General features: G+C 64.8%; 23 protein-coding genes. 13 read left to right on the top strand and 10 right to left on the bottom strand.

Going from position 1 to position 23,727, the window contains the following annotated elements:
• Positions 1-203: 203 nt before the first annotated feature.
• Both ubiA and FURADRAFT_RS06250 read right to left on the bottom strand, forming a co-directional pair.
• On the bottom strand, positions 204-1,073 hold the full coding sequence (gene ubiA, locus FURADRAFT_RS06255; protein ID WP_008953287.1) for a 4-hydroxybenzoate octaprenyltransferase: 870 nt from the start codon (positions 1,071-1,073) through the stop codon (positions 204-206).
• A complete protein-coding gene (locus tag FURADRAFT_RS06250) occupies positions 1,070-1,603 on the bottom strand; it encodes a chorismate--pyruvate lyase family protein (protein ID WP_232503521.1) in 534 nt (177 codons plus the stop codon). The genes ubiA and FURADRAFT_RS06250 overlap by 4 nt, the downstream gene beginning before the upstream one ends.
• Before the next feature lie 216 nt (positions 1,604-1,819).
• Between FURADRAFT_RS06250 and FURADRAFT_RS06245 the strand changes: the two genes are divergently transcribed.
• The 3 genes from FURADRAFT_RS06245 to FURADRAFT_RS06235 all read left to right on the top strand — a co-directional run bounded on the left by FURADRAFT_RS06245 (position 1,820) and on the right by FURADRAFT_RS06235 (position 3,459).
• The gene (locus FURADRAFT_RS06245) at positions 1,820-2,176 is read left to right on the top strand and encodes a CidA/LrgA family protein (protein ID WP_008953285.1); all 357 of its coding nucleotides are present in this window, start codon (positions 1,820-1,822) and stop codon (positions 2,174-2,176) included.
• Entirely contained in the window at positions 2,173-2,889 is a 717-nt protein-coding gene (locus tag FURADRAFT_RS06240; RefSeq protein ID WP_008953284.1) for an LrgB family protein, read from the top strand. The genes FURADRAFT_RS06245 and FURADRAFT_RS06240 overlap by 4 nt, the downstream gene beginning before the upstream one ends.
• Before the next feature lie 105 nt (positions 2,890-2,994).
• Positions 2,995-3,459, top strand: a complete 465-nt coding sequence (locus FURADRAFT_RS06235; RefSeq protein ID WP_008953283.1) for a SixA phosphatase family protein — start codon at positions 2,995-2,997, stop codon at positions 3,457-3,459.
• Positions 3,460-3,533: 74 nt separating this feature from the next.
• Here the strand turns inward: FURADRAFT_RS06235 and metE are convergent, their stop codons facing one another.
• Positions 3,534-5,816, bottom strand: a complete 2,283-nt coding sequence (gene metE / locus FURADRAFT_RS06230) for a 5-methyltetrahydropteroyltriglutamate--homocysteine S-methyltransferase (protein WP_008953282.1) — start codon at positions 5,814-5,816, stop codon at positions 3,534-3,536.
• 270 nt (positions 5,817-6,086) lie between these two features.
• Between metE and FURADRAFT_RS06225 the strand changes: the two genes are divergently transcribed.
• Positions 6,087-7,010: a LysR family transcriptional regulator gene (locus tag FURADRAFT_RS06225; protein WP_008953281.1), complete on the top strand. Its 924-nt coding sequence runs from the start codon at positions 6,087-6,089 to the stop codon at positions 7,008-7,010.
• A gap of 88 nt (positions 7,011-7,098) precedes the next feature.
• Here the strand turns inward: FURADRAFT_RS06225 and ntrC are convergent, their stop codons facing one another.
• The 4 genes from ntrC to glnA form a co-directional block, all read right to left on the bottom strand.
• Positions 7,099-8,562 (bottom strand): nitrogen regulation protein NR(I), encoded by a 1,464-nt coding sequence (gene ntrC / locus FURADRAFT_RS06220; RefSeq protein WP_008953280.1) that lies wholly within the window; start codon positions 8,560-8,562, stop codon positions 7,099-7,101.
• Between the two features lie 40 nt (positions 8,563-8,602).
• Positions 8,603-9,652 (bottom strand): nitrogen regulation protein NR(II), encoded by a 1,050-nt coding sequence (gene glnL, locus FURADRAFT_RS06215; RefSeq protein WP_008953279.1) that lies wholly within the window; start codon positions 9,650-9,652, stop codon positions 8,603-8,605.
• A gap of 97 nt (positions 9,653-9,749) precedes the next feature.
• Positions 9,750-10,247: a DUF4124 domain-containing protein gene (locus FURADRAFT_RS06210; protein ID WP_008953278.1), complete on the bottom strand. Its 498-nt coding sequence runs from the start codon at positions 10,245-10,247 to the stop codon at positions 9,750-9,752.
• Positions 10,248-10,408: 161 nt separating this feature from the next.
• Positions 10,409-11,827 carry a glutamate--ammonia ligase gene (gene glnA / locus FURADRAFT_RS06205; RefSeq protein ID WP_008953277.1) on the bottom strand — a complete coding sequence of 473 codons (1,419 nt, stop codon included), beginning with the start codon at positions 11,825-11,827 and terminating at the stop codon, positions 10,409-10,411.
• A gap of 272 nt (positions 11,828-12,099) precedes the next feature.
• On the opposite strand from glnA, the gene FURADRAFT_RS06200 reads away from it, so the two are divergent.
• From FURADRAFT_RS06200 to FURADRAFT_RS06175, 6 genes are all read left to right on the top strand, one after another.
• A complete protein-coding gene (locus FURADRAFT_RS06200) occupies positions 12,100-12,555 on the top strand; it encodes a rhodanese-like domain-containing protein (RefSeq protein WP_236261548.1) in 456 nt (151 codons plus the stop codon).
• A 120-nt stretch (positions 12,556-12,675) separates the two neighbouring features.
• The gene (aroE, locus tag FURADRAFT_RS06195; RefSeq protein ID WP_008953275.1) at positions 12,676-13,497 is read left to right on the top strand and encodes a shikimate dehydrogenase; all 822 of its coding nucleotides are present in this window, start codon (positions 12,676-12,678) and stop codon (positions 13,495-13,497) included.
• Positions 13,497-14,180 carry a monofunctional biosynthetic peptidoglycan transglycosylase gene (gene mtgA / locus FURADRAFT_RS06190; RefSeq protein ID WP_008953274.1) on the top strand — a complete coding sequence of 228 codons (684 nt, stop codon included), beginning with the start codon at positions 13,497-13,499 and terminating at the stop codon, positions 14,178-14,180. The genes aroE and mtgA overlap by 1 nt, the downstream gene beginning before the upstream one ends.
• A 214-nt stretch (positions 14,181-14,394) precedes the next feature.
• Positions 14,395-15,837, top strand: coding sequence for a magnesium transporter (gene mgtE, locus FURADRAFT_RS06185; protein WP_008953273.1), 1,443 nt, complete (start codon positions 14,395-14,397; stop codon positions 15,835-15,837).
• A gap of 7 nt (positions 15,838-15,844) precedes the next feature.
• On the top strand, positions 15,845-16,657 hold the full coding sequence (prmC, locus tag FURADRAFT_RS06180) for a peptide chain release factor N(5)-glutamine methyltransferase (protein ID WP_008953272.1): 813 nt from the start codon (positions 15,845-15,847) through the stop codon (positions 16,655-16,657).
• Positions 16,657-17,406, top strand: a complete 750-nt coding sequence (locus FURADRAFT_RS06175) for a phosphatase PAP2 family protein (protein WP_008953271.1) — start codon at positions 16,657-16,659, stop codon at positions 17,404-17,406. Before prmC ends, FURADRAFT_RS06175 begins: the two co-directional genes overlap by 1 nt.
• Before the next feature lie 27 nt (positions 17,407-17,433).
• Here the strand turns inward: FURADRAFT_RS06175 and FURADRAFT_RS06170 are convergent, their stop codons facing one another.
• Positions 17,434-17,913, bottom strand: coding sequence for an FKBP-type peptidyl-prolyl cis-trans isomerase (locus FURADRAFT_RS06170; protein ID WP_008953270.1), 480 nt, complete (start codon positions 17,911-17,913; stop codon positions 17,434-17,436).
• Between the two features lie 143 nt (positions 17,914-18,056).
• Between FURADRAFT_RS06170 and FURADRAFT_RS06165 the strand changes: the two genes are divergently transcribed.
• Complete coding sequence (locus FURADRAFT_RS06165; RefSeq protein ID WP_008953269.1) at positions 18,057-19,190, top strand: ribosomal protein uL16 3-hydroxylase; 1,134 nt, start codon at positions 18,057-18,059, stop codon at positions 19,188-19,190.
• A complete protein-coding gene (locus FURADRAFT_RS20995) occupies positions 19,191-19,643 on the top strand; it encodes a hypothetical protein (RefSeq protein WP_236261547.1) in 453 nt (150 codons plus the stop codon). It begins immediately after the preceding gene.
• A 109-nt stretch (positions 19,644-19,752) separates the two neighbouring features.
• Here FURADRAFT_RS20995 and bamC read toward each other — a convergent pair whose 3' ends face one another.
• A complete protein-coding gene (gene bamC / locus FURADRAFT_RS06160) occupies positions 19,753-20,889 on the bottom strand; it encodes an outer membrane protein assembly factor BamC (RefSeq protein ID WP_008953268.1) in 1,137 nt (378 codons plus the stop codon).
• Positions 20,890-20,913: 24 nt separating this feature from the next.
• On the bottom strand, positions 20,914-21,789 hold the full coding sequence (gene dapA / locus FURADRAFT_RS06155) for a 4-hydroxy-tetrahydrodipicolinate synthase (protein ID WP_008953267.1): 876 nt from the start codon (positions 21,787-21,789) through the stop codon (positions 20,914-20,916).
• Positions 21,790-21,960: 171 nt separating this feature from the next.
• Between dapA and FURADRAFT_RS06150 the strand changes: the two genes are divergently transcribed.
• Complete coding sequence (locus tag FURADRAFT_RS06150; protein WP_008953266.1) at positions 21,961-23,589, top strand: ABC-F family ATPase; 1,629 nt, start codon at positions 21,961-21,963, stop codon at positions 23,587-23,589.
• Positions 23,590-23,727 lie beyond the last annotated feature (138 nt).

Below are 23,727 nucleotides of genomic sequence, written 5' to 3'. Positions count from 1 at the left end.
TATATGTATGCTGCCAGCTGCGTGTACGAAATCGATGTCGAGGCCTTCCTTGAGGTGCGAACGGCGAGGTCTGAATTGGTACTGGTTCAGCTGCGCGAGCCACTGCTCGGCGGAGACGAGCTGGCCGTGCTGGCCGACTTGACTCCTCACCTTCCAACAAAAACGGGCCGTCTGGCCCGTTTTCCTTCTCCGACTCGGACAACTCAGCGCAGCAAGAAGTCCAGCACCAGCCCGGCAAAGATCGCCGCGCCGACGCGGTTGTTGTCGAGGAAGGACTTGAAGCAGCGCTGGCGGTCGCGCCCGCGGATGGCGAAGTACTGCTGCACCATCAGCAGCGCGGAAAGCGCCAGCCCGGCGTAGTAGGCGGCGCCCAGGTGCGCCTCCTGGCCCACCAGCACCATCAGCGCCAGGAACACGGCGTGGCACAGCATCACCGCCGCCACGTCGTAGTCGCCGAAGGTGATGGCCGAAGTCTTGATGCCGATCTTGAGGTCGTCCGGCTTGTCGGTGATGGCGTATTCGGTGTCGTAGGCCAGGGTCCAGAAGGTATTGGCCAGCAGCAGCAGCCAGGCGATCATCGGCACGTGACCGGTGAGCGCGGCGAAGGCCATCGGGATGCCGAAGGAGAAGGCGATGCCCAGATACGCCTGCGGAATCGGCAGAAAGCGCTTGGTGAACGGGTAGCTGCCGGCGAGGAACACCGCCGGCACGCTCAAGAGCAGCGTCAGCGGGTTGAGCGGCAGCACCAGCAGCAGGGAGATCAGCGACAGCCCGGCGGCCAGCAGCAGCGCCTCCTTCTTGCTCACGGCGCCGCGCGCGAACGGGCGCGCCTTGGTGCGTTCCACCTTGCCGTCGAAGTCGCGGTCGGCGTAGTCGTTGATGACGCAGCCGGCCGAGCGCATCAGGAAGGTGCCGGCGATGAAGATCGTCACCACCAGGGCGTCGGGGCGGCCGTTGCCGGCCAGCCACAGCCCCCACAGCGTCGGCCACAGCAACAGCAGGGTGCCGATCGGCTTGTCGATGCGCATCAGCTGGCTGTAGACGGTGAAGCGGTCGGCGAGGCGGGCGTTCATGGCAGGAATCTCTCCAGTGCCGGCAGGAACAGCTCGCACACGATCAGCGGGGTGTTTGCCAGCAGGAAGCGCGAGCGGCGCGCGGGGTAAAGGTTGGCCGAAGCCGGGTCGTGCGCCTGCGCCAGCGCGAACAGCGGGTGGGAGGCGTCGATCTCGCGGTAGGCCAGCGGCTCGCGCACGATGCCGGCGTGGCCGCCGAACAGGGTGAAGCCGAGCGAGCGGCTGCCGCGTTGCAGGATCGGGTGCCAGGCCGGGCAGGCGAGGCGGGTAACGCTGCGCGCTACCACCACCGGGGTATCGTCCAGCGTCAGCGCCACGTGGCGGGCGTAGAGCGCGGCGCCGGCGGGCAGCCCGAGCAGCTCCACCTCGTCGGCGTGGACGCGGTCGTCGCCCTGCGCCAGCACGCGGACGGCGAAAGCGTGGCCGCAGTGCATCAGCCGCTCGGTGAGCGAGCCGGGCTCGGTCAGGCAGCTCGACAGGGCCGGCGGCAGGGAGGGGGGCGTGGCAGCCCAAGCGGTATCCGGAAGCATGGCGCGCATTATGCCAAAGCCGCCGAACGCTGTCCTGTTTCCGCCTGCGGCACGGCACGGGGTGTCGCGTGCGAGGGTTAACCCGCGGTCGTGCAGACGCGGTGATTTTGTTAAGGTTGAAGGAGGCTTGCCATGTCTCGGCGGCACCCCCGTGGCTTCGGCCCGCTCGCCTGCCGGAGTGGGCGTTACCTCTGTTGACCTTGATTGGATCGAATCGTGATCGAAACCCTGATCTGGCTGATCGGCTACCAGCTCGCCGGCGAGCTGATCTGTCGCAGCCTGGCCTTGCCGCTGCCCGGCGCGGTGCTCGGCATGCTGCTGCTGTTTCTGACGCTGTGCGTGAAGAAGGGCATCCCCGCCAGCCTGAACACGCACGTGCCGCAGCTGCTCGGCCATTTCTCGCTGCTGTTCATCCCGGCCTGCGCCGGCGTGATCGTCTACTGGTCGTTGCTGACGGCGCACGGCTGGTCGCTGCTGGCGACGCTCGCCGGCGCCACGCTGATCACGCTGCTGGTGCCGGCGGTGCTGCTCAAGCTGCTGCTGGCGCGCCGGCGGCGGGGGGACGCCGCATGAACGTCACCCCTGCATTGGACTGGCTGCGCGGCTCGCCGCTGCTCGGCCTCGGCCTGACGCTGGCCGCCTACCGCCTGGCGCTGTGGCTCAACCGCCGTGCCCATGGCCATCCGCTCACCAACAGCGTGCTGATCGGCAGCCTGCTGGTGATCGCGGTGCTGCTGGGCTGCGGCATCTCGCCCGCCGAGTACATGAAGGGGGCGCAGTTCATCCAGCTGTTGCTGGGCCCGGCCACGGTGGGGCTGGCGATTCCGCTCTACCACAACCTGTCGCGGCTCAAGCGCGCCGCGCTGCCGTTGTCGCTGACCCTGCTCGCCGGCAGTCTCACCGGCATCCTCAGCGCGGTGGGACTCGGCGCGGCGTTCGGCTTGCCGCACCAAATCCTGCTGTCGCTGATGCCGCGCGCGGTGACCACGCCGATCGCCATCGGCATCGCCGAACATATCGGTGGCATTCCGGCGCTGGCGGTGACCTTCGTCATCGTCTCCGGCATCTTCGGCGCGGTGATCGTCAAGCCGCTGTTCTCCCGGCTGCGCCTCGACGACGACCTGGTGATGGGGGTGGCCACCGGCATTGCGGCGCACGGCATCGGAACCGCGCGCGTGTTCCTGCTGTCGGAAACGGCGGGCGCCTTCGCCGGCCTGGCGATGGGACTGAACGGGCTGGTGACGGCGGTGCTGGTGCCGATCGTGCTCGGCTTCATGCACCTTTAAGCGCGTTGACACCAAGCTGACATCCGGTCTGGTTACACTGCCCGTCTGCCTGCCCCGGCGCTATGCTGGAACGGGGCGATAACGACAAGGAGCGAGGAGGACGACATGGACCTGATTTTGTGGCGCCACGCCGAGGCCGAAGATGGCGCGGACGATCTGGCGCGGCGCCTGACGCGCAAGGGGCAGCAGCAGGCGCACCTGATGGCGGCGTGGCTGCGCGTGCGCCTGCCGCGCGAATTCACCCTGCTGGCGTCGGAGGCGCGCCGCTCGCAGCAGACCGCCGCCTTCCTGATGAAGAGTTACGAAGTGCTGCCCGAGATCAATCCCGACGCTTCGCCGGAGAGCGTGCTCGAGGCGGCTGGCTGGCCCGAGCCGGGCAAGACCGTGGTCGTGGTCGGGCACCAGCCCTACCTCGGCCGGCTGGCGGCACAGCTGATGTCGGGCCAGCCCGACCTGTGGAGCGTGAAGAAGGGGGCGATCTGGTGGCTCAACCACCGCGAGCGCCACGGTTTCGAGTCGGTGCGGCTCAAGGTCATGATGACGCCGGGCATGCTGACCAGCAGCGAGTAGACTCTGCTCCGGTTCGGGCATGAACACAGGGCAGCGTCGGGCGACGCTGCCCTGTGTTCATATTGCGGCGCGGCTCAGGCCACGGTTTCGGCGAGGCGGGCGCGCAGGCGGCGTGCCACCGCCACCATGTGCGCCAGCGCCGCTTCCACTTCCGGCCAGCCGCGCGTCTTCAGGCCGCAGTCGGGGTTGACCCACAGCCGCTCGGCCGGGATCACGGCCAGCGCCTTCTTCAGCAGATTCTCGATCTCCTGCTCGCCCGGCACGCGCGGGCTGTGGATGTCGTACACCCCCGGCCCGATCTCGTTGGGGTAGGCGAAGTCGCCGAAGGCGCTCAAGAGCTCCATGTCCGAGCGCGAGGTCTCGATGGTGATGACGTCGGCGTCCATCGCGGCGATCGCGGGCAGGATGTCGTTGAACTCCGAATAGCACATGTGGGTGTGGATCTGCGTGGCGTCGTCGAGACCGGCGCAGCAGAGCCGGAACGCCGCACTGGCCCAGGCCAGGTATGCCGGCCACTCGGCGCGCTTCAGCGGCAGGCCCTCGCGGTAGGCCGGCTCGTCGATCTGGATCACGCGGATGCCGGCGTTTTCCAGCTCGAGCACCTCGTCGTTCAAGGCCAGCGCGATCTGTCGGCACACCTCGCTACGCGGCAGGTCGTCGCGCACGAACGACCACTGCAGCATCGTCACCGGGCCGGTCAGCATGCCCTTGACCGGACGCGAGGTCAGGCTCTGCGCGTACACCGCCCAGCGCACTGTCATCGCGGCGGGGCGTTCGACGTCGCCGTAGATGATCGGCGGCTTGACGCAGCGGCTGCCGTAGCTCTGCACCCAGCCGTAGCGGGTGAAGGCGTAGCCGGAAAGCTGCTCGCCGAAATATTCCACCATGTCGTTGCGCTCCGCTTCGCCGTGCACCAGCACGTCGAGGCCGAGCGCCTCCTGGCGGCGGATGGCGAGTTCGATCTCGCGGCGCATCGCCGCGTCGTAGCCGGCGGCCTCCAGCTCGCCTTGCTTGAAGGCGGCGCGCGCGGCGCGGATCGCGGCGGTCTGCGGGAACGAGCCGATGGTGGTGGTGGGCAGTACGGGCAGGTTCAGCCAGGCGCGCTGCGCGGCGGCGCGTTGCGGGTAAGGGCGGTGGCGCTGGCTGCCGCCGCCGGCGAGCGCCGCCAGCCGTGCCTGCACCGTCGGGCGGTGGATACGCGGGCTGGCGCGGCGCGAGGACTGGGCGTGGTCGCTGCCGGCCAGTTCCGGCGCGATGGCGTCGCGGCCGTCGCGCAGCCCGCGCTTCAGCAGCTTCAGCTCGTTGAGCTTCTGCACCGCGAAGGCGAGCCAGGTCTTCACCTCGACGTCGAGGGTGAGCTCCTGCGCCAGGTCCACCGGGCAATGCAGCAGCGAGCAGCTCGGCGCCAGCCACAGCCGCTCGCCCAGTCGTGCCCGTGCCGCTTCGAGCGGCGTCAGCAGGGCGCCGAGGTCGGCGCGCCACACGTTGCGCCCGTCGATCACCCCGGCGGACAACACCTTGTCGGCGGGCCAGTCGGCGAGGAAGGCGTCGAGCTGCTGCGGGGCGCGAGCCAGGTCGAGGTGCAGCCCGGCCACCGGCAGGGCTTTCAGCAGATCGGCGTGCTCGGCCACGCTGCCGAAGTAGCTCGCCAGCAGCAGTTTCACCGGGGCTTCGGCCAACCTTTGATAGCTCGGCGCGAACGCGGCGAGCCAGTCGGGGGGAAGATCGAGCGCCAGGATCGGCTCGTCGAGCTGCACCCACTCGGCGCCGGCGGCGGCTAGCGCGGCCAGCAGCTCGCGGTAGCATTCGAGCAGCGCCGGTAGCAGGCGGAGGCGGTCGAACGCGGCGCCCTTGACTTTGCCCAGCCACAACAGGGTCAGCGGCCCCAGCAGCACCGGCTTCGCCTTGAGACCGAGCGCCTGCGCCTCGCCCAGCTGCGCCAGCAGCGCTGCGGGGTTGGCCGAAAACGCCGTGCCGGCGTGCCATTCCGGTACCAGGTAGTGGTAGTTGGTGTCGAACCACTTGGTCATCTCCAGTGCCGGCTGGTGGGCGTTGCCGCGTCCCAGCTCAAAGTACTGCGCGGTGGTGAGGGCGGCGGCGTCGAAGCCGAAGCGCGTGGGCAGGGCGCCCACCAGGATCTGCGCGTCGAGCACGTGGTCGTACAGCGCAAAGTCGCCGACCGGCGCCAGCTCGACGCCGGCGCCCTTCTGCAGCAGCCAGTGGCGCTGGCGCAGCTCGCGCGCGCCCTTGAGCAGGGCGGCCTCGTCGATGGCCTGCTGCCAGTAGCTTTCCTGCAGTTGCTTCAGTTCGCGCCGGGCGCCGATACGCGGGAAGCCGAGCAGATGGATAGTAGTCATGGCAATGCTCCTGTGGAGCCTGCTCCATTAGGCGGCTGCGCCTTCACATCTTGAGCGCCGGCAGTGCTCGGAACCCTCATGGACTACCTGTCCATTCCGGTTCCTGTGCGCTGGCGACGCTCAAGCTGTTTTGGCTCGCTCGCCTACTGAAGCAGGCTTGTCATCGATAGGGAAGTCAAAGGCAGAATCGAAAATCGTTGGAGCCAAGCATGAGCGGTTTTGCTGTATGATACAAACTCATTATTTTGACGTTTTGTATCGATTTCATTCATGAACAACAGTGCCCTGGAAATCCGCCATCTCAAGACCCTGCTGGCGTTGGCCGAAACCGGCAGCGTGTCTCAGGCGGCGCGGCGCGTGTTCCTGACGCAGTCGGCGCTGTCGCACCAGTTGAAGCAGCTGGAGGAGCACTACGGCCTGGCCTTGTTCGAGCGCAAGAGCCAGCCGCTGCGCTTCACCCTGGCCGGCGAGCGGCTGCTTACGCTGGCGCGCGAGCTGGTGGGCAAGGTGGCAGCGGCGGAGCGCGACCTGATGCGGCTGCGCCAGGGGGAGGCGGGGGAGTTGCGCGTGGCGGTGGAGTGCCACACCTGTTTCGACTGGCTGATGCCGGCGATGGATACCTTCCGCCAGCACTGGCCGGCGGTCGAGCTCGATATCGTGTCGGGCTTTCATGCCGACCCGGTCGGCTTGCTGCTGACGCAGCGCGCCGACCTCGCCATCGTCTCCGAGGCCGAGGCGCAGCCCGGCATCGTGCACCAGCCGCTGTTCTCCTACGAGATGGTGGTGATCATGGCGCGCGACCATCCGCTCGCCGAGCGGCGCAGCTGGTCGGCCGCGGACTTCGCCGGCGAGACGCTGATCAGCTACCCGGTGCCGGACGACATGCTGGAGCTGGTGCGCAAGGTGCTGGCACCGGCCGGCGTCAACCCGGCGCGCCGCACCAGCGAACTCACCATCGCCATCATCCAGCTGGTGGCGAGCCGGCGCGGCGTGGCGGCGCTGCCGTTCTGGGCAGTCAAGCCCTACCTCGAGCGCGGCTACGTGGTGGCGCGGCCGATCGGTGCGGCCGGGCTCAACAGCGAACTCTACGCCGCGCTGCGCGAGGACGACGCCCAGAGCGCCTACATGCAGGACTTCCTCGCCACGGTGCGCGAAACCAGCTTCGCCACGCTACCGGGGCTGACGGTGTTGTAGTCTGCCTGGCAAACAAAACCGCCCGCGGTACTGACGGCGGGCGGTGAGGGGAAACTTCCCATTGCGGGGTCGGGATGGGCGAGGGCGCTCAGCCGTGGTTCATTTCCTCGCCGTGTGCCGCTTCCATGCCCAGCTCCTGGATCTTGCGCGTCAGCGTGTTGCGGCCCCAGCCCAGCAGGTGCGCCGCCTCCACCTTGCGCCCGCCGGTGTGCGCCAGGCCGCTGCGGATGCAGGTCTCCTCGAAGCGCCGCGTCAGGTCGTCGATGATGCCGATCTCGCCGGCGCGCAGGCGGCGCGCCACCTCGTCGGCCAGGCCCTTCATCCAGTCGCCGCCGAACACCGTGGCCGGGCCGGCCGCGGCCTCGCCGCCGGCTTCCAGCACCGGGTGCAGCGCCGGGTCGCGGATGTCGGCCGGCAGGTCGCTCAGCTCCACCGTCTGCCCCGGTGCCATCACCGTGATCCACTGGCACAGGTTTTCCAGCTGGCGCACGTTGCCGGGGAAGGGGTAATGGCGTACCAGTTCCATCGCCGCGTCCGACAGGCGCTTTGGCTCCACCCCCAGGTTCTTGGCGCTGCGCAACAAGAAGTAGCGCGTCAGGATCGGGATATCCTCGCTGCGCTCGCGCATCGGCGGCAGGCGCAGGCGGATCACGTTCAGGCGATGGAACAGGTCCTCGCGGAACTGGCCGCTCTTGACCCGCTCCTCCAGGTTCTGGTGCGTCGCCGCGATCACGCGCACGTTGGCCTTGATCGGGGTGTGGCCGCCGACGCGGTAGAAGTGCCCGTCCGACAGCACGCGCAGCAGGCGCGTCTGCAGCTCGATCGGCATGTCGCCGATCTCGTCGAGAAACAGCGTGCCGCCCTCGGCCTCCTCGAAGCGGCCGCGGCGCGACGCCAGCGCGCCGGTGAAGGCGCCCTTCTCATGGCCGAACAGTTCCGACTCCAGCAGGTCTTTCGGGATCGCGGCGGTGTTGAGCGCGATGAACGGCTTGCTGGCGCGCACCGAATGACGGTGCAGCGCCTCGGCCACGCGCTCCTTGCCGGTGCCAGATTCGCCGGTGATCAGCACCGTCACGCTCGACTGGCTCAAGCGGCCGATGGCGCGGAACACGTCCTGCATCGCCGGGGCCTGGCCCAGCAAGGCCGGCATCTCCTCCTCGCCGTTCGGCGTCTCGGAGGGGCCGCGCGTCTCCGCCAGCGCCCGCTCGATCAGCGCGGTGGCCTGGTCGACGTCGAACGGCTTGGGCAGATACTCGAAGGCGCCGCCCTGGAAGGCCGCCACCGCCGAATCGAGGTCGGAGTGCGCGGTCATGATGATGACCGGTATCTCGGGATGTTCCAGCTTGACCCGGGACAGGAACTTCAGCCCGTCGGTGCCGGGCATGCGGATGTCGCTGATGATGACGCGCGGGCTGGCGTCGTACAGCGCGTTGAGCGCATCGTCGGCGCTGGCGAAACTCTCGAAGCCGATGCCGCCGCGTGCCAGGGCCTTTTCCAGGACCCAGCGGATCGCCTTGTCGTCGTCAATGATCCAGACCGGGTTTGTATGCATGGTGTCCCTCTCGGTGTATTTGTCGCGTGCTGCCGGCAGGCTAGGTGCCCAGCGGCAGCATCACGGTGAAACAGGTGCAGCCCGGGCGGGACTCGAACTCGATGCTGCCGCCGTGCTGGTGGACGAAGGCCTGTGCCAGCGTCAGGCCGAGGCCGGTGCCCTCGGCGCGCCCGGTGACCAGCGGGTAGAAAATGTGGTCGCGGATCTCTTCCGGAATGCCCGGGCCGTTGTCGATGATCTGCAATTTCAGTGCCAGGGTGTAGCGCTTGCGCGCCAGCGTGACCTGGCGCGCCACGCGCGTGCGCAGGATGATCTCGCCCTTGCCCTTCATCGCCTGGATGGCGTTGCGGGTGATGTTGAGCACCACCTGGATCAGCTGCTCCTTGTCCGCCACCAGCGTCGGCAGGCTGATGTCGTAGTCGCGCCAGATGATCAGCCCCTGCGGGTATTCGGCCAGCACGATGCTGCGCACCCGCTCCAGCACCTCGTGGATGTTGATCTCGCTCGAGACGTGGCGGCGATGCGGCGCCAGCAGGCGGTCCACCAGCGACTGCAGCCGGAGCGCCTCCTCCTTGATGACTTCGGTGTATTCCTTGAGATCGTCGCGTTCGCCCAGCTCGTGCTCCAGCAGTTGCGCCGCGCCGCGGATGCCGCCCAGCGGGTTCTTGATCTCGTGCGCCAGGTTGCGGATCAGTTCGCGGTTGGCCTGCTGCTGCAGCAGCAGCCGTTCTTCGTTGGCGATTTTCAGCTGCTGGTCGAGCGGGCGCAGCTCCACCAGCGCGCGCGAACCGTCGTTGTCGATCGGCGTGATCGACAGGGCGACGTGCAGCGGCTGCTCGTTGTGCAGCAGTTTCAGTTCGAGGTCGTGTTCGATGAAACTGACGTTGTTCTTGAACGCGGTATCCAGCGCCTGCTTCAGCGCTGCACTGTTTTGGAACAGTCCGGTCAGTTGATGGCGCAGCAGTTCGCGCCGTCCCAGTGCCAACAGGTTTTCACTGGCGGGATTGACGTAGTCGAGCGAACCGTCGGTCCGCACGATCAGCACCGGGGTGTCGAGCAGTTCGAGTCCGGCAAAGCTGGATGGTGTCATGGAAATCCGGTCGTGAAGAGTGTGTCCGCTATCCGTATAGCAATATCCACGCCAGCGCGGCAAGCGGACCCAAGCCTCTTTACCGGGATGCTATGCCTTATTTTGGTGCATTGGAAGCGGACTGCCCCAACTCGCGCCGCAAGGCTTCCACGTTCTTCTGGTGCTCGGTGACCTGGTTCTGCAGTTGCTGCACCCGGTCGAGGTATTTCTGGTAGTTGCGCTCGTTACCAAGCCGAGTGGCTCGGCCTTCCTCCAGCGCCTTCTGGGCCTCGACCAGTGCCTTCTGCTCGTTGGCCAGCTCCTGTTCCAGGATCTTGCGCCGGCCGTTGTCGCGCTGCTGCTGGGTGGCGTTGTCGACGTTGGGATAGCGGCCGCTGCTGAAGGGCGGCGTGCTGGGGGTGGTGGTCGGCGCCGAGCTGCTCGGCTTCGCCTCCTCGCTCGAATACGTCGACAACGGCGACAATTTCACCGGCACGCCGCCTTTCATCGGGGTATTCGAGAAGGTGACGTGACCGCTGGGGTCGACGTACTTGTAGATGGTCTGCGCCTGCGCCAGGCTGCACGCCAGCAACAGGCCGAAAATCATGGTCTTCATGGGTGGGGGGAAACCTGCATGGTCTATCCTGATAGGTGATTTCATCATAAGCAAATCCGCGTCATCCGTCACATGGGGATAAGCCGGCGGGTCGTGCAGCAGGGCAGAAAAACAAAAAACGGCAGCCGAGGCTGCCGTTCGATTCGAGTACGGGCCGTGAATTACAGGCTGTAGTACATCGAGAATTCCACCGGGTGGGTGGTCATGCGGGTCAGGTTCACTTCCTGCATCTTCAGTTCGATGTAAGCGTCGATCCACTCGTTGGAGAACACGCCACCACGGGTCAGGAACTCGCGGTCGGCATCCAGCGCGGCCAGGGCTTCATCGAGCGAGGCGCACACGGTCGGGATCAGCTTGTCTTCTTCCGGCGGCAGATCGTACAGGTTCTTGTCGGCGGCATCGCCCGGGTGAATCTTGTTCTGGATGCCGTCCAGACCGGCCATCATCAGCGCGGCAAAGCACAGGTACGGGTTGGCCAACGGATCCGGGAAGCGGGCTTCGATACGACGGCCTTTCGGGCTGGCCACGTGCGGGATACGGATCGAGGCGGAGCGGTTCTTGGCGGAGTAGGCCAGTTTCACCGGCGCTTCGTAGTGCGGAACCAGACGCTTGTACGAGTTGGTGCCCGGGTTGGTGATCGCATTCAGCGACTTGGCGTGCTTGATGATGCCGCCGATGTAGTACAGGGCGGTTTCGGACAGGCCGGCGTAGCCGTCACCGGCGAACAGGTTCACGCCGTCTTTCCAGATCGACTGGTGCACGTGCATGCCCGAGCCGTTGTCGCCGACGATCGGCTTCGGCATGAAGGTGGCGGTCTTGCCGTAGCTGTGGGCCACGTTGTGCACCACGTACTTCAGGATCTGGGTCCAGTCGGCACGCTGGGTCAGGGTGCTGAACTTGGTGCCGATTTCGTTCTGGCCGGCGGTAGCCACTTCGTGGTGGTGCACTTCGACCGGCACGCCCAGTTCTTCCAGCAGCAGCACCATGGCGGAACGCAGGTCTTGCGAGGAGTCGACCGGCGGAACCGGGAAGTAGCCGCCCTTCACGCCCGGACGGTGGCCCATGTTGCCGCCTTCGAACTGTTCGGCGGACGCCCAGGCAGCTTCTTCAGCCTGGATCTTGACGTGGCAGCCGGACATGTCGGCGCCCCAGGTCACGGAGTCGAACACGAAGAATTCCGGTTCCGGACCGAAGTAGGCGGTGTCACCGATGCCGGATGCCTTCAGGTAGGCTTCTGCGCGCTTGGCGATGGAGCGCGGGCAGCGGTCGTAGCCCTTGCCGTCGGCCGGGTCGATCACGTCGCAGGACATGAACACGGTCGGCTCGTCGTAGAACGGGTCGATCTTGGCCGTGGCCGGGTCGGCCATCAGCAGCATGTCGGAAGCCTGGATGCCTTTCCAGCCGGCGATCGAGGAGCCATCGAAAGCGTGGCCGTGCTCGAACCACTCTTCGCCGTCATCGAGGACGACGTGGGCCGGGATGGAAACGTGCTGCTCTTTACCGCGGGTATCGGTAAAGCGAAGATCTACAAATTTGACGTCGTTGTCCTTGATCAGTTTCAAAACGTCTGCAACCGCCATGGTGTTCTCCTGTTGGGCTACGTGCATCAGAGTATGCGTTGTACTAAGGGTTTGCGACTAAAACTAGCAGGAAGCGTGCCAGCCCGTTCCGGCGGGCTTGCCCATTGTGGCACAAGCCTCGCCGGACTTGCACGTGCCATGGCAGGCTCCGGTTTGGTGCGTCACATTATTGCCATGCTCGATATTGGTGCATACGGCATGGTTTGCGCCGGAGCGGGGCTTTCCCGATAATCACTGTAAACAAATAATGTAATCCCCTTGCAAGGAGAGTGATGATGAGCAAGATCAACGAGATTCTGCACCGGGCCGGCGAGCGCGGCAGTTCCCAAGGGTTGCCTTATGCCGGCGCGGTGACGCCGGATGAGGCGTATGAACTGTTGCAGGGCATTCCCGAGGCGGTGCTGGTCGACGTGCGCAGCCAGGCCGAATGGCAGTTCGTCGGTGTGGTGCCCGACGCCCTGCGCATCGAATTGCGCAGCTTTCCCGGCATGGTGCCCAACCCGAATTTTGCCAATCAGCTGATGCAGCAGGTGGACAAGGAAAAGGTCGTGCTGTTCCTGTGCCGTTCCGGTGCCCGCTCCGACGAAGCCGCACGCCTGGCCACGGCGTCGGGCTACGCCACGGTCTACAACGTGCTGGAAGGATTCGAGGGCGACAAGGACGGCGAGCAGCACCGCGGCCGGATCAATGGTTGGAAAGGGCGTGGTTTGCCCTGGATTCAGGGATAAATGGTTGATGTTTGTCGGGCTTCGCGGCAAAGTGCAGAGTTGAAAGAATTACCATTAATGACGTCGCCGCGCGCTGCAAGCGTATTGGCCGTCGTTGAGCAATATCGAGAAAGCAGAATCATGACCGACCGTTACGCCGTCATCGGCAACCCCATCTCCCACAGTCAGTCTCCGTTCATCCATACGGAGTTCGCCCGCGCCTGCCAGCTCGACATCCAGTACGAGAAGCTGTTCGCCGAACTCGACAAGTTCGAGCAGGTCGTCGCCGAGTTCGTCGCGGCGGGCGGCAAGGGCATGAACGTCACCCTGCCGTTCAAGGGCAACGCCTATCGCATGGCAACCGAACTGACCGCGCGCGCGCGCGCCGCCGAGGCGGTGAACACCCTGACCTTCCGCGACGGCAAGGTCTACGGCGACAACACCGACGGCGTCGGTCTGGTGCGCGACATCGTGGAAAACCTCGACTTCCCGATCGCCGGTCAGCGCGTGCTGATCCTGGGCGCGGGTGGCGCGGTGCGCGGTGTGCTGGCGCCGATCCTGGAGCAGAAGCCGGCCGCGCTGACCATCGCCAACCGCACCCTGATCAAGGCCGAGGCGCTGGCGCACCAGTTTGCCGCCTGGGGCGAGATCAACGCCACCGGCTATGAAGGACTGGAAGGCAAGACCTTCGACCTGGTGATCAACGCCACTTCGACCAGCCTCAGCAACGAGCTGCCGCCGGTCCCGTACGGCGTGTTCACCGCCCGCACCCTGGCCTACGACATGGTTTACAGCAAGGGCCTGACGCCGTTCCTGAAGCGTGCCCAGTCGGAAAACGCCGGCATGCTGGCCGACGGCCTGGGCATGCTGGTCGAGCAGGCCGCCGAATCGTTCTCGATCTGGCACGGCGTGCAGCCGGAAACCCGCAAGGTCACCAACATGCTGCGAGACGTGCTGGCCTGATGCGTCTCCTGCTCAAGATCGGGGCGGCCCTGGTGGCCGCCCTTGTGCTGTATAACCTGTGGATTTTCGGGCACGTGCTGTACTGGCGCACCAACAACCCGTCCGCCAGCGCCTTCATGAACGAGCAGCTGGCGCGCCTGCAGGAAGAGAACCCGGACGCCGAGCTGCACCACAAGTGGGTGCCGTATCAGCGCATTTCGGCCAACCTCAAGCGCGCCATCATCGCCGCCGAGGACGCCAAGTTCGTCGACCACGAGGGCTTCGACTGGGACGGCATCGAGAGTGCCTTCGAGAAGAACATGAAACGGGGCAAGATTGTCGCCGGCGGCTCGACCATCAGCCAGCAGCTGGCCAAGAACCTGTTCCTGTCCGGACACAAGACCCCCTGGCGCAAGCTGGAAGAAGCCATGATCACGGTGATGCTGGAAGCGGTGATGGACAAGCGGCGCATCTTCGAGATCTACCTTAACGTGATCGAATGGGGTAACGGGGTGTTCGGCGCCGAGGCGGCTTCCCGCTACTACTACCGCACCGCAGCCAGCAACCTGTCCGCGTCGCAAGCCGCCAGACTGGCCGCCATGGTGCCGAATCCGCGCTATTACGACGAGCACCGCGGAGCGCGCGGCCTGGCGCGCAAGGCGCATATCATCCAGCGCCGCCTTTCCTACGCCGAATTGCCCTGATCCGGCGTGCTTTCCCCGGGTTTCCGGCTGGAACCCGGGGCCTTCACGTGCTAGAATCCCGCCTTTCTTTTCGTTTGGCCGTGCCGCGCACGGCATTAACGCATGGACTTACCCAGTTATCCTGTAACGAAATCCCGTTACTCTATTATCGAATAATCCCCGCCTTCAGGACCGCAGTGCGCGTGCACTTCCGCTGAGGCGGAAGGAGGCGTGCATGACGGTTGTCGAAAAGAAACAACCCACTGATCGTCTGCAGGAAAACCTGAGCCAGGTGCAGCGCCTGATCGAGCGCCACCGGCTGGTCGAAGACTTGGTCCATCGCCAGGAGATGGAAAAGCACGACCTGGTCGAGAACCTGGTTCACAAGCAGAACCTGGTCGAACTGCAGCACAAGCTGAGCCAGCTCCACCCCGCCGACGTCGCCCACATTCTGGAGGCGCTGCCGCTCGAAGACCGTTTGCTGGTATGGGATCTGGTCAAGGCCGAGCAAGACGGCGAAATCCTGCTGGAAGTCTCCGACGCGGTGCGGGAAACCCTCATCGAGTCGATGGAGCAGCACGAGCTGGTGGCCGCCGCCGAGCAGCTCGACACCGACGAACTGGCCGATCTCGCCGCCGACCTGCCGCGCCAGGTGGTGTACGAGGTCATGGGCAGCCTCGACGAGCAGGAGCGTGCCCAGCTGCAGTCCGCGCTGTCCTACGACGAGGACCGGGTCGGCGCGCTGATGGACTTCGAGCTGGTCAAGATCCGCGCCGACGTCAGCTGCGAGGTGGTGCTGCGTTATCTGCGCCGTTTCGACGAACTGCCGTCGCACACCGACAAGATCTTCGTGACCGACGAGGAGGGCGTGCTCAAGGGCGTGCTGCCGGTGCGCAAGCTGCTGGTCTCCGACCCGGACGCCCAGGTGCAGGAGGTGATGGCTACCGAGGTGGTAACCTTCCATCCCGAGGAAGAGGCCGCCGACGCCGCGCTGGCGTTCGAACGCTACGACCTGGTGACGGCGCCGGTGATCGACGACAAGGGCCTGCTGATCGGCCGCCTGACCGTGGACGAGATGGTCGACGTGATCCGCGAAGAGTCGGAAAGCGAAGTGCTCAACCTGGCCGGTCTGAAGGAAGAGGAAGACCTGTTCGCCCCGGTCATCGACTCGGTGAAGAACCGCTGGGCCTGGCTGGCGATCAACCTGTGCACCGCCTTCGTCGCCTCGCGCGTGATCGGCGCGTTCGAGGGGTCGATCCAGAAGATCGTCGCGCTCGCCGCGCTGATGCCGATCGTCGCCGGCATCGGCGGCAATTCCGGCAACCAGACCATCACCATGATCGTGCGCGCCTTGGCCATGGGGCAGCTGCAACCCGGGCAGGCGGCGCGGCTGTGGCGCAAGGAGCTGGGCGTCAGCGCCATGAACGGGCTGGTGTGGGGCAGCGTGCTGGGCCTGCTGGCCTGGGCCCTGTACGGCAACCTGGCGCTGGGCCTGGTGATGGTGGCGGCGACCACCCTCAACCTGATGTTGGCCGCGACCATGGGGGTGTACATCCCGCTGACCATGGAAAAATTCGGCAAGGACCCGGCGGTCGGCTCCAGCGTGATGATCACGGCCTGCACCGACTCCGGCGGGTTCTTCATCTTCCTCGGTCTGGCGACCCTGTTGCTGCTGTAAGCCCATCATGACCATCGACGAAGCCCTGCGCCGTTATCCCTTGCCGCGACTGGAGTCGCGGCTGCTGCTGATGCAGGTGACCGGCTTCACCCCGGCCAAGCTGGTCGGCTATCCCGAGCTGGAGCTGAGCCCGGTGCAGGAGGCGGCCTTTGCCGCGCTGGCCGAACGGCGTCTGAGTGGCGAGCCGATCGCCTACCTGCTGGGCGAGCGCGAATTCTACGGCCGCCTGTTCCTGGTCTCGCCGGCGGTGCTGATCCCGCGTCCGGAAACCGAGCACCTGGTCGAGGCGGCACTGGCCAGGGTTGGCCGAAGCCCGGCACAGGTGGTCGATCTGGGGTGCGGATCCGGTGCGATCGCGGTGACGCTGGCGCTGGAGGCACCGCACTGGCAGGTGAGCGCGGTGGACGTGTCCGACGCCGCGCTGGCGATCGCGCGCCAGAACGCGGCGCGGCTGATGGCACCGGTGACGTTCTTCCAGGGTAGCTGGTATGCTCCGCTGCCTCCGGCCGCGGTCTTCGACCTGATCGTGTCCAACCCGCCCTACATCGCCGCGGCGGATCGCCATCTGGAGCAAGGCGACGTGCGCTTCGAACCGCGCCGGGCGTTGACCGACGAAGACGACGGGCTGAGCTGCCTGCGCGAAATCGCCGCCGGTGCCCCTGAGCGGCTGCTGCCGGGCGGCTGGCTGATGGTCGAGCACGGCTACGACCAGGGCGACGCCGTGCGTGCGCTGTTCCACGCCGTCGGTCTGGCCGAGGTCGAGACCCTGCCCGATCTGGCGGGGCTCGACCGGGTGACGCTGGGGCGCAGGGCAACCTGATGATGCAGCGGGCCTGCCGCCTGTGGCCGCTGCTGCTCGTGCTGCCGGCCGTCACGCTGGCGCTATGGCCCGACTGGAACCAGCACCTCTTCCTGTTTTTGCACCAATCGGCCCGCCGGCTGCCGGGGGCGTTCTGGCGTCTCGCCAGCGTTTTCGGCGACTGGAAAACCGTGATCGCGTTGTTGCTGCCGCTCGCCTGGCGCCAGCCTCAGCGCTTGCCGGCACTGATCGCGGGGTCGTTCTTGGCGATCCTCCTGGCGATCTTGCTCAAGGCTTTCTTCGCGGTGCCGCGCCCGCCACTGGTTCTGCCGGCGGGAACGGTGCAGTTGCTGGATGCCTTGCCGCGCAACGGATCCTTTCCTTCCGGTCATGCCATGGCGTCGGCGTTGCTGGCAACGGCCTGGAGCGCCGACCCGAAGGCGGGGCGCTGGAGTACGGCATTGCTGATCGTGGCTGCGGCGCTGGTCGGGTGGTCGCGCCTTGCGATCGGGGTGCACTGGCCGCTCGATGTGCTGGCCGGGGCATTGCTGGGCTGGGGTGTGATGCGGCTGGCGCTGCACCATGCCTGGCCGCAAGGATGGCCGGCGAGGGTGACGGAACGGCTGCTGCTGGTGCTGAGCGGGCTATTGCTGCTGGTGATGGTGTTTGCGGCCGTGCGAGGTTGGCCGAAGCATCATGAGGAATACGAGGTGAGGCAGGCGATCGGAACCGGCGTCGCCCTGCTGGGCTTGCTCCGGTTCCGGCGCTGAAGCAGGCGGCACGAAGGCCGCCCGGGATCAGTGGTGGTGGCCGTGTTCGCCGTGGGCGTGGCCGTGGCTGACTTCGTCGGCGCTGGCGGCGCGGATTTCCACCACCTTGGCGACGAAGCGGATGGTCAGGCCGGCCAGCGGGTGATTGGCGTCGACCACGGCCTTGCCGTCGGCGATGTCGGTGACACGGAACAGCAGAACATCGCCGGTTTCCGGATCGTCGGCCTCGAACATCATGCCCACTTCGACGTCGGCCGGGAACACGTCCAGCGGTTCGACGCGGACCAGCTCTTCTTCCGGCGTGCCGAAGGCATCATCCGGCTCCATCTTCACGTCGATGGAGTCGCCGACCGCCTTGCCTTGCAGTGCCTCTTCCACCAGCGGGAAGATGCCGTCGTAGCCGCCGTGCAGATAGCTGATGGGCTCCTCGGTTTTGTCGAGGAGGGTATTGTCAGCGTCGAACATCTCATAGTGGAGGGTAACGACGGTATTTTTGGCGATTTGCATGAGAGTTGTCCGTGCAATAAATAGATAAATTCGACAGGCGCGGAACGCCTAGCGTTCCCTGCGCCTGCAGCAAACAGATGCTGGGCGGTACCGCCTGAAGCGTATTGTAAACCATTGCAGCACCCGCTAACCGAGAAACTGCCATGACTCCCCTGAGCCTCCTGGGCGGCATCACGCCCGAACAATTCCTGAAAGAATACTGGCACAAGAAGCCCCTGTTGATCCGTGGCGCGCTCAAGGAGGTCGGACCGCACGTCGATTTCGACTGGCTGGCCGAGCTGGCTATGCAGGACGATGTCGAGTCGCGCCTGATCGAATTCAACCAGGGGCGCTGGAAGCTGGAGCGCGGTCCGTTCCGCCCCTCGCGCTTCAAGCGCCTGCCGGCCAGCGACTGGACCATCCTGGTGCAGAACGTGAATCACCACGTGCCGCATATCGACGAACTGCTGTGGCGCTTCAACTTCATTCCGTACGCGCGCCTTGACGACCTGATGATCAGTTACGGCCCCCCCGGCGGCACGGTCGGTCCCCATTTCGATTCTTACGACGTGTTCCTGCTGCAGGTCGGCGGCCAGAAGCGCTGGCAGATTTCCGCCCAGAAGGATGAGGCTTTCATCGAGGATGCCCCGATCAAGGTGCTGGAGCACTTCGAGGCGGAGCAGGAGTTCGTGCTGGAGCACGGCGACATGCTCTACCTGCCGCCGCGCTACGCCCATTACGGTGTTGCGCTGGAGCCGGGCATGACCTACTCCATCGGCTTCAGGGCGCCTTCGGTTCAGGAGCTGACCACCCAGTTCCTGGTATACCTGCAGGACCGGGCCTGCTTCGATGGCCGCTATGCCGATCCCGACCTCCAGTCGCAGACGGCCGATCCCGCCGCCATCAGCGACGCCATGGTGACCCAGGTCGAGCGCATGCTGCAGCTCATCAAGTGGGATGGCAACACGGTGGGCGATTTCCTCGGCCACTACCTGACCGAGCCCAAGCCGCATGTGTTTTACGATGCGCCAGACGAGCCGCTCGAATTCGACGAGTTTGCCGCACAGGCGGCCCTGGCCGGGGTGGTGCTCGACGCCAAGAGCCAGATACTGTTCCGTGGCGAAGCGCTGTACTGCAACGGCGAGCGCTTGGAGGTCGACGCAGCCGACGTGGCGGACTGGCAACGCTTCGCCAACGCCCGCAAGCTGGCAGGGCAGGCATTTTCGGATGCGATGACCGATGTTCTCTATGAGGGCTATTTGTCAGGGTTTTGGCATATCGCCGACAGTGTTGCATGATTGCAACATGATATTGGTTGTTTTGCCTCAATGCTGGTTCGGAAGCGAATTGCTAGGTGGGAAAACCCTTGTTTGGAGCCGTTTGCTGCACTGCAAGAAAAAATTCATGGTGCTGTTGGGGTTTTGCCGACCGTGCCCTCTGTACAGCCGTTTTTTTCATGCTACAATTTGCCCACTGAAAAATTTCAGTCGCTTCCGGTTAGCCAGGAGCGATTTTTGCTGAAAAATTGTTCTCATTACTTAAAGTCAAAGGTCTTAAAAATGAAACAGTCGCTCCTCGTTGCTGCCCTGCTCGCCGTTGCTCTGTCCGCTTGCGGCAAGAAAGAAGAAGCTCCGAAAGTAGAAGCCTCCGCTCCGGCCGTTGAAGCTTCCGCTCCGGCTGCTGCTCCGGAAGCTTCGGCTCCGGCTGCTGCTGAAGCCTCCGCTCCGGCTGCTGCTTCCGCTGCTCAGTAATCTGGTGCTGTTCAAAAAACCGACCCTAGGGTCGGTTTTTTTATGCCCGGTGCACTGCCGGCCATAAAAAAACCCGCGCGAAGCGGGTTTTTTTATGGTCAGGCGGGGCTTACTGGAGCTCGGCCTGCAGCTTGCCAAGCGCCGTACGGGTCTGCGCCGGCGGCAGCGGTTTGCCTGCCTTATCGGTGAGAGCAATCTGGGTCTTGCCCGGACTGTCTTCCTTCAGCTGTACCAGGAACTCCTCGTCTTTCGGCGCCGCCTCGTTCTTGTCGCCACTGCTCCAGAACGCGAGGCTCGACCAGAAGCCGCCGGATTTCTCAGTCTTGCCGCTCTCCGCCTCACCCTTAACCGGTTTGACGTAGTAGATGCCCTGGGCGCGGTTGCGATCCGACACCGCCAGGCCGATACGGTCCAGCGCCAAGCCGACACGACGCCAGGCGCGGTCGAAGCCGTCGCTGACCGTCAGTGTGCCGTTCACGATTTGGCTGTTCGGGGCTTCCGGGGTCTGGGTCTGCTTGATCGCTTCTTTCGCTCTTTCTTCGGTCTGGCCGAGGCGGATCATGAAGCGGCCGAGCAGTTCGGCTTCCAACTGCGGATCGGCCGGACGCGGCTGCCACTTGGTTTCCGACTTGCCTTCGTCGACAAACACTTCGTACATGCCGCGGTGCGAGAAGTACACCTCGGTCCCGGCGGCGGTCTTCTCGACGCGGATGCGGAATTTGTCGCGCTCGGCGGTGGAGTAGACGTTGCCCAGGCCCACGGTTTCCATGAACTTGCGGATCACGTCGTTCGGCAGTTTGGCGCGGTTCTCGGCCCAGTCGGTTTCCATGATGCCCAGTTGCGGATCTTCGGTCTTGATCACGAAACCATTGTCTTGCCAGAACGCCTTCAGCACCGGCCAGAGCTCCTCCGGCTGCTTGTGCTCGGCGACCAGCCAACGTTGCGAGCCAGCCCGTTCCATGCGCACGTTGTCGACCTTGGTGACGGCGGCCGACTCCGTGCTGGCCGGGGCTTTGCTGCTGCCCTGGGCCTGGTTGAGCTCGTTCAGCGAGGCCACCCCCGAGCGCGGCAGCTCGTAGCGGTTCTGGATCTGAGGGGCGGTCAAATCAGGCGGAACCTCCAGCTTGTTGGTCTGGGCCGGTGCTTCCGACTTGTAGTCGAGCTTGTTCTGGAGCGGTTCGGAGGTACTGCAACCGGCCATCAGGCCGGTCAGCAGCAGAATCGCGGCAGGCGCGCTTCGTTTCATGCGTTCTCCCATTGAATGGGGGTTTTAGAGGACTTCCGCCTGCTGCATCGCGGCGCGGACGGCCGTGGTTGCAGCGTCGGTCAGCGGGGTCAGCGGCAGGCGCAGCCCGGCAGGGATTCGTCCCATCTGCTGCAGTGCCCACTTGGCCGGAATCGGGTTCGGTTCAACGAACAGCTGCTTGTGCAGGCCTTGCAGCTTGTCATTGATGGCGCGCGCTCGGGCCGTATCGCCAGCGAGCGAGGCTTTGCACAGCTCGCTCATCAGCTTCGGCGCGACGTTGGCGGTAACGGAAATGACGCCGTGGCCGCCGCACAGCATGAAGGCCATGCCGGTGGGGTCGTCGCCCGAGTAGAGGGCGAAGCCTTGCGGCGCACGCAGCGCCAGGTCGCACGCGCGGCCGATATCACCGGTGGCGTCCTTGATGCCGACGATGTTGGGAATCTGGGCCAGGCGCAGCGCAGTGTCGTTGTTCATGTCGGCGACGGTGCGGCCCGGCACGTTGTACAAGATGACCGGGATGTCGACCGATTCGGCAATGGCGCGGAAGTGCTGGTACATGCCTTCCTGGGTCGGCTTGTTGTAGTACGGCACCACCGACAGGGTCATGTCGACGCCGACCTTGCGGGCGTGCTCTGCCAATTCGATCGCCTCGGCGGTCGAATTGGCACCCGTACCGGCAACGACCGCGACACGTTTGGCTGCATGCTTGACCACCGCCTCGACGACGGCAATATGCTCCTCGACGCCGAGGGTTGCCGATTCGCCGGTCGTGCCGACCGCGACGATGCCGTCCGTGCCGTTGTCAATGTGGAAGTCGACGAGACGCTTGAGGGATTCGAAGTCGACCTGACCATCCTCGTGCATCGGGGTGACCAGCGCGACCAAGCTACCGGTAAGCATAGTTCAGCCTATTTATTAGGGTTTCGAGAGGCCTTCGATTGTAGCGGAATTCCCCTGCATGGCAAAAGGGCGTGCGCCCGATCGGTGCTGTGATCGCGGAAGGGCGGGTGGATGTGCTAGAATCCTTCGTTTTTCCGATACTTACGGCGATCTGGCTGAAGGATCTACAGCGTGATTAGTACACAGAACATTACCATGCAGTTTGGCGCGAAACCTCTGTTCGAGAAGGTTTCGGTCAAATTTGGTGAAGGCAACCGTTATGGCCTGATCGGCGCCAACGGTTCCGGCAAGTCCACCTTTATGAAAATCCTGGGCGGCGATCTCGAGCAAAGCTCCGGCGAAGTGGCCATCGAGAATGGCGTGCGCCTGGGCAAGCTGCGCCAGGATCAGTTTGGCTACGAAGATCAGCGTGTGCTCGACGTGGTGCTGATGGGGCACACCGAGATGTGGGCGGCGATGAGCGAGCGCGATGCCATCTACGCCAACCTCGAGGCGACCGAAGACGACTACATGCACGCGGCCGAGCTGGAGGCGAAATTCGCCGAATACGGCGGCTATACCGCCGAGGCGCGTGCCGGCGAGCTCCTGCTCGGTGTCGGCATCCCGCTGGAATTGCACAATGGCCCGATGAGTGAGGTCGCTCCGGGCTTCAAGCTGCGCGTGCTGCTGGCCCAGGCCCTGTTCTCGGACCCGGATGTGCTGCTGCTGGACGAACCGACCAACAACCTGGACATCAACACCATCCGCTGGCTGGAGCACGTGCTGAACGAGCGCAACTCCACCATGATCATCATTTCGCACGATCGCCACTTCCTGAACGAAGTGTGCACCCATATGGCCGATCTGGACTACAACACCATCCAGATCTACCCGGGCAACTACGACGACTACATGATCGCTTCGACGCAGGCGCGTGAACGTCAGTTGTCGAGCAACGCCAAGGCCAAGGAACGCATCCAGGAACTGCACGAATTCGCCGCGCGCTTCTCGGCCAACAAGTCCAAGGCACGCCAGGCGACCAGCCGCCTCAAGCAGGCCGACAAGCTGAAGGCGGAGATGGTGACGGTCAAGCCGTCGAGCCGTCAGAACCCGTTCATCCGCTTTGAAGTGGAAGACAAGAACAAGCTGCACCGCCAGGCAGTATCGATCGAGGGCTTGTCCAAGTCCTTCGACAAGCCGCTGTTCAAGAATCTCGACCTGATCCTCGACGCCGGTGAGCGCCTGGCCATCATTGGCCCGAACGGTGCCGGTAAATCGACACTGATGAAACTGCTGGCGGGCGCGTACGACGCCAAGTTGGCCGAAGGTGTCGTGGCCGATGCCGGCCAGATCAAGTGGGCGGAGAAGGCGCAGGTAGGTTACTACGCGCAGGACCACGAGGCCGAGTTCGACAGCGACAAGACCCTGACGGAATGGATGCGCGAATGGGGTCAGGACGGTGACGACGAGCAGGTGATCCGTGGCACCCTGGGCCGATTGTTGTTCGGCGGCGACGACGTGACCAAGGCGGTGCGCGTACTGTCCGGCGGCGAGAAGGGCCGCATGCTGTACGGCAAGCTGATCCTGACCAAGCCGAACGTGATGCTGATGGACGAGCCGACCAACCATATGGACATGGAGTCGATCGAGTCGCTGAACATGGCCCTGGAGTCGTTCAAGGGCACCCTGATTTTCGTGTCGCACGACCGTCAGTTCGTCAGCTCGCTGGCGACCCAGATTCTGGAGTTGGACGGCAAGGGTGGCTACGAACATTACACCGGCGATTACGAGTCCTACCTGAGCAGCAAGGGCCTGGAATAAAGGTAACCGTTTGTAAACAAAGCTTTGTCCCGTGAACGGGATAGGCTATATTTTTCGTGATGCGGTGCACTATGTGCACTGCATCACGCGTTTTGTACCAGAACAACAATAAAAGCCTATGGCGACCCTGGGTTAAGG

Origin of the sequence: Pseudogulbenkiania ferrooxidans 2002 (genome assembly GCF_000174355.1) — a bacterium.
Taxonomy (GTDB): Bacteria; Pseudomonadota; Gammaproteobacteria; order Burkholderiales; family Chromobacteriaceae; genus Pseudogulbenkiania; species Pseudogulbenkiania ferrooxidans.
This window is presented reverse-complemented; position numbering and strand designations above follow the sequence as displayed.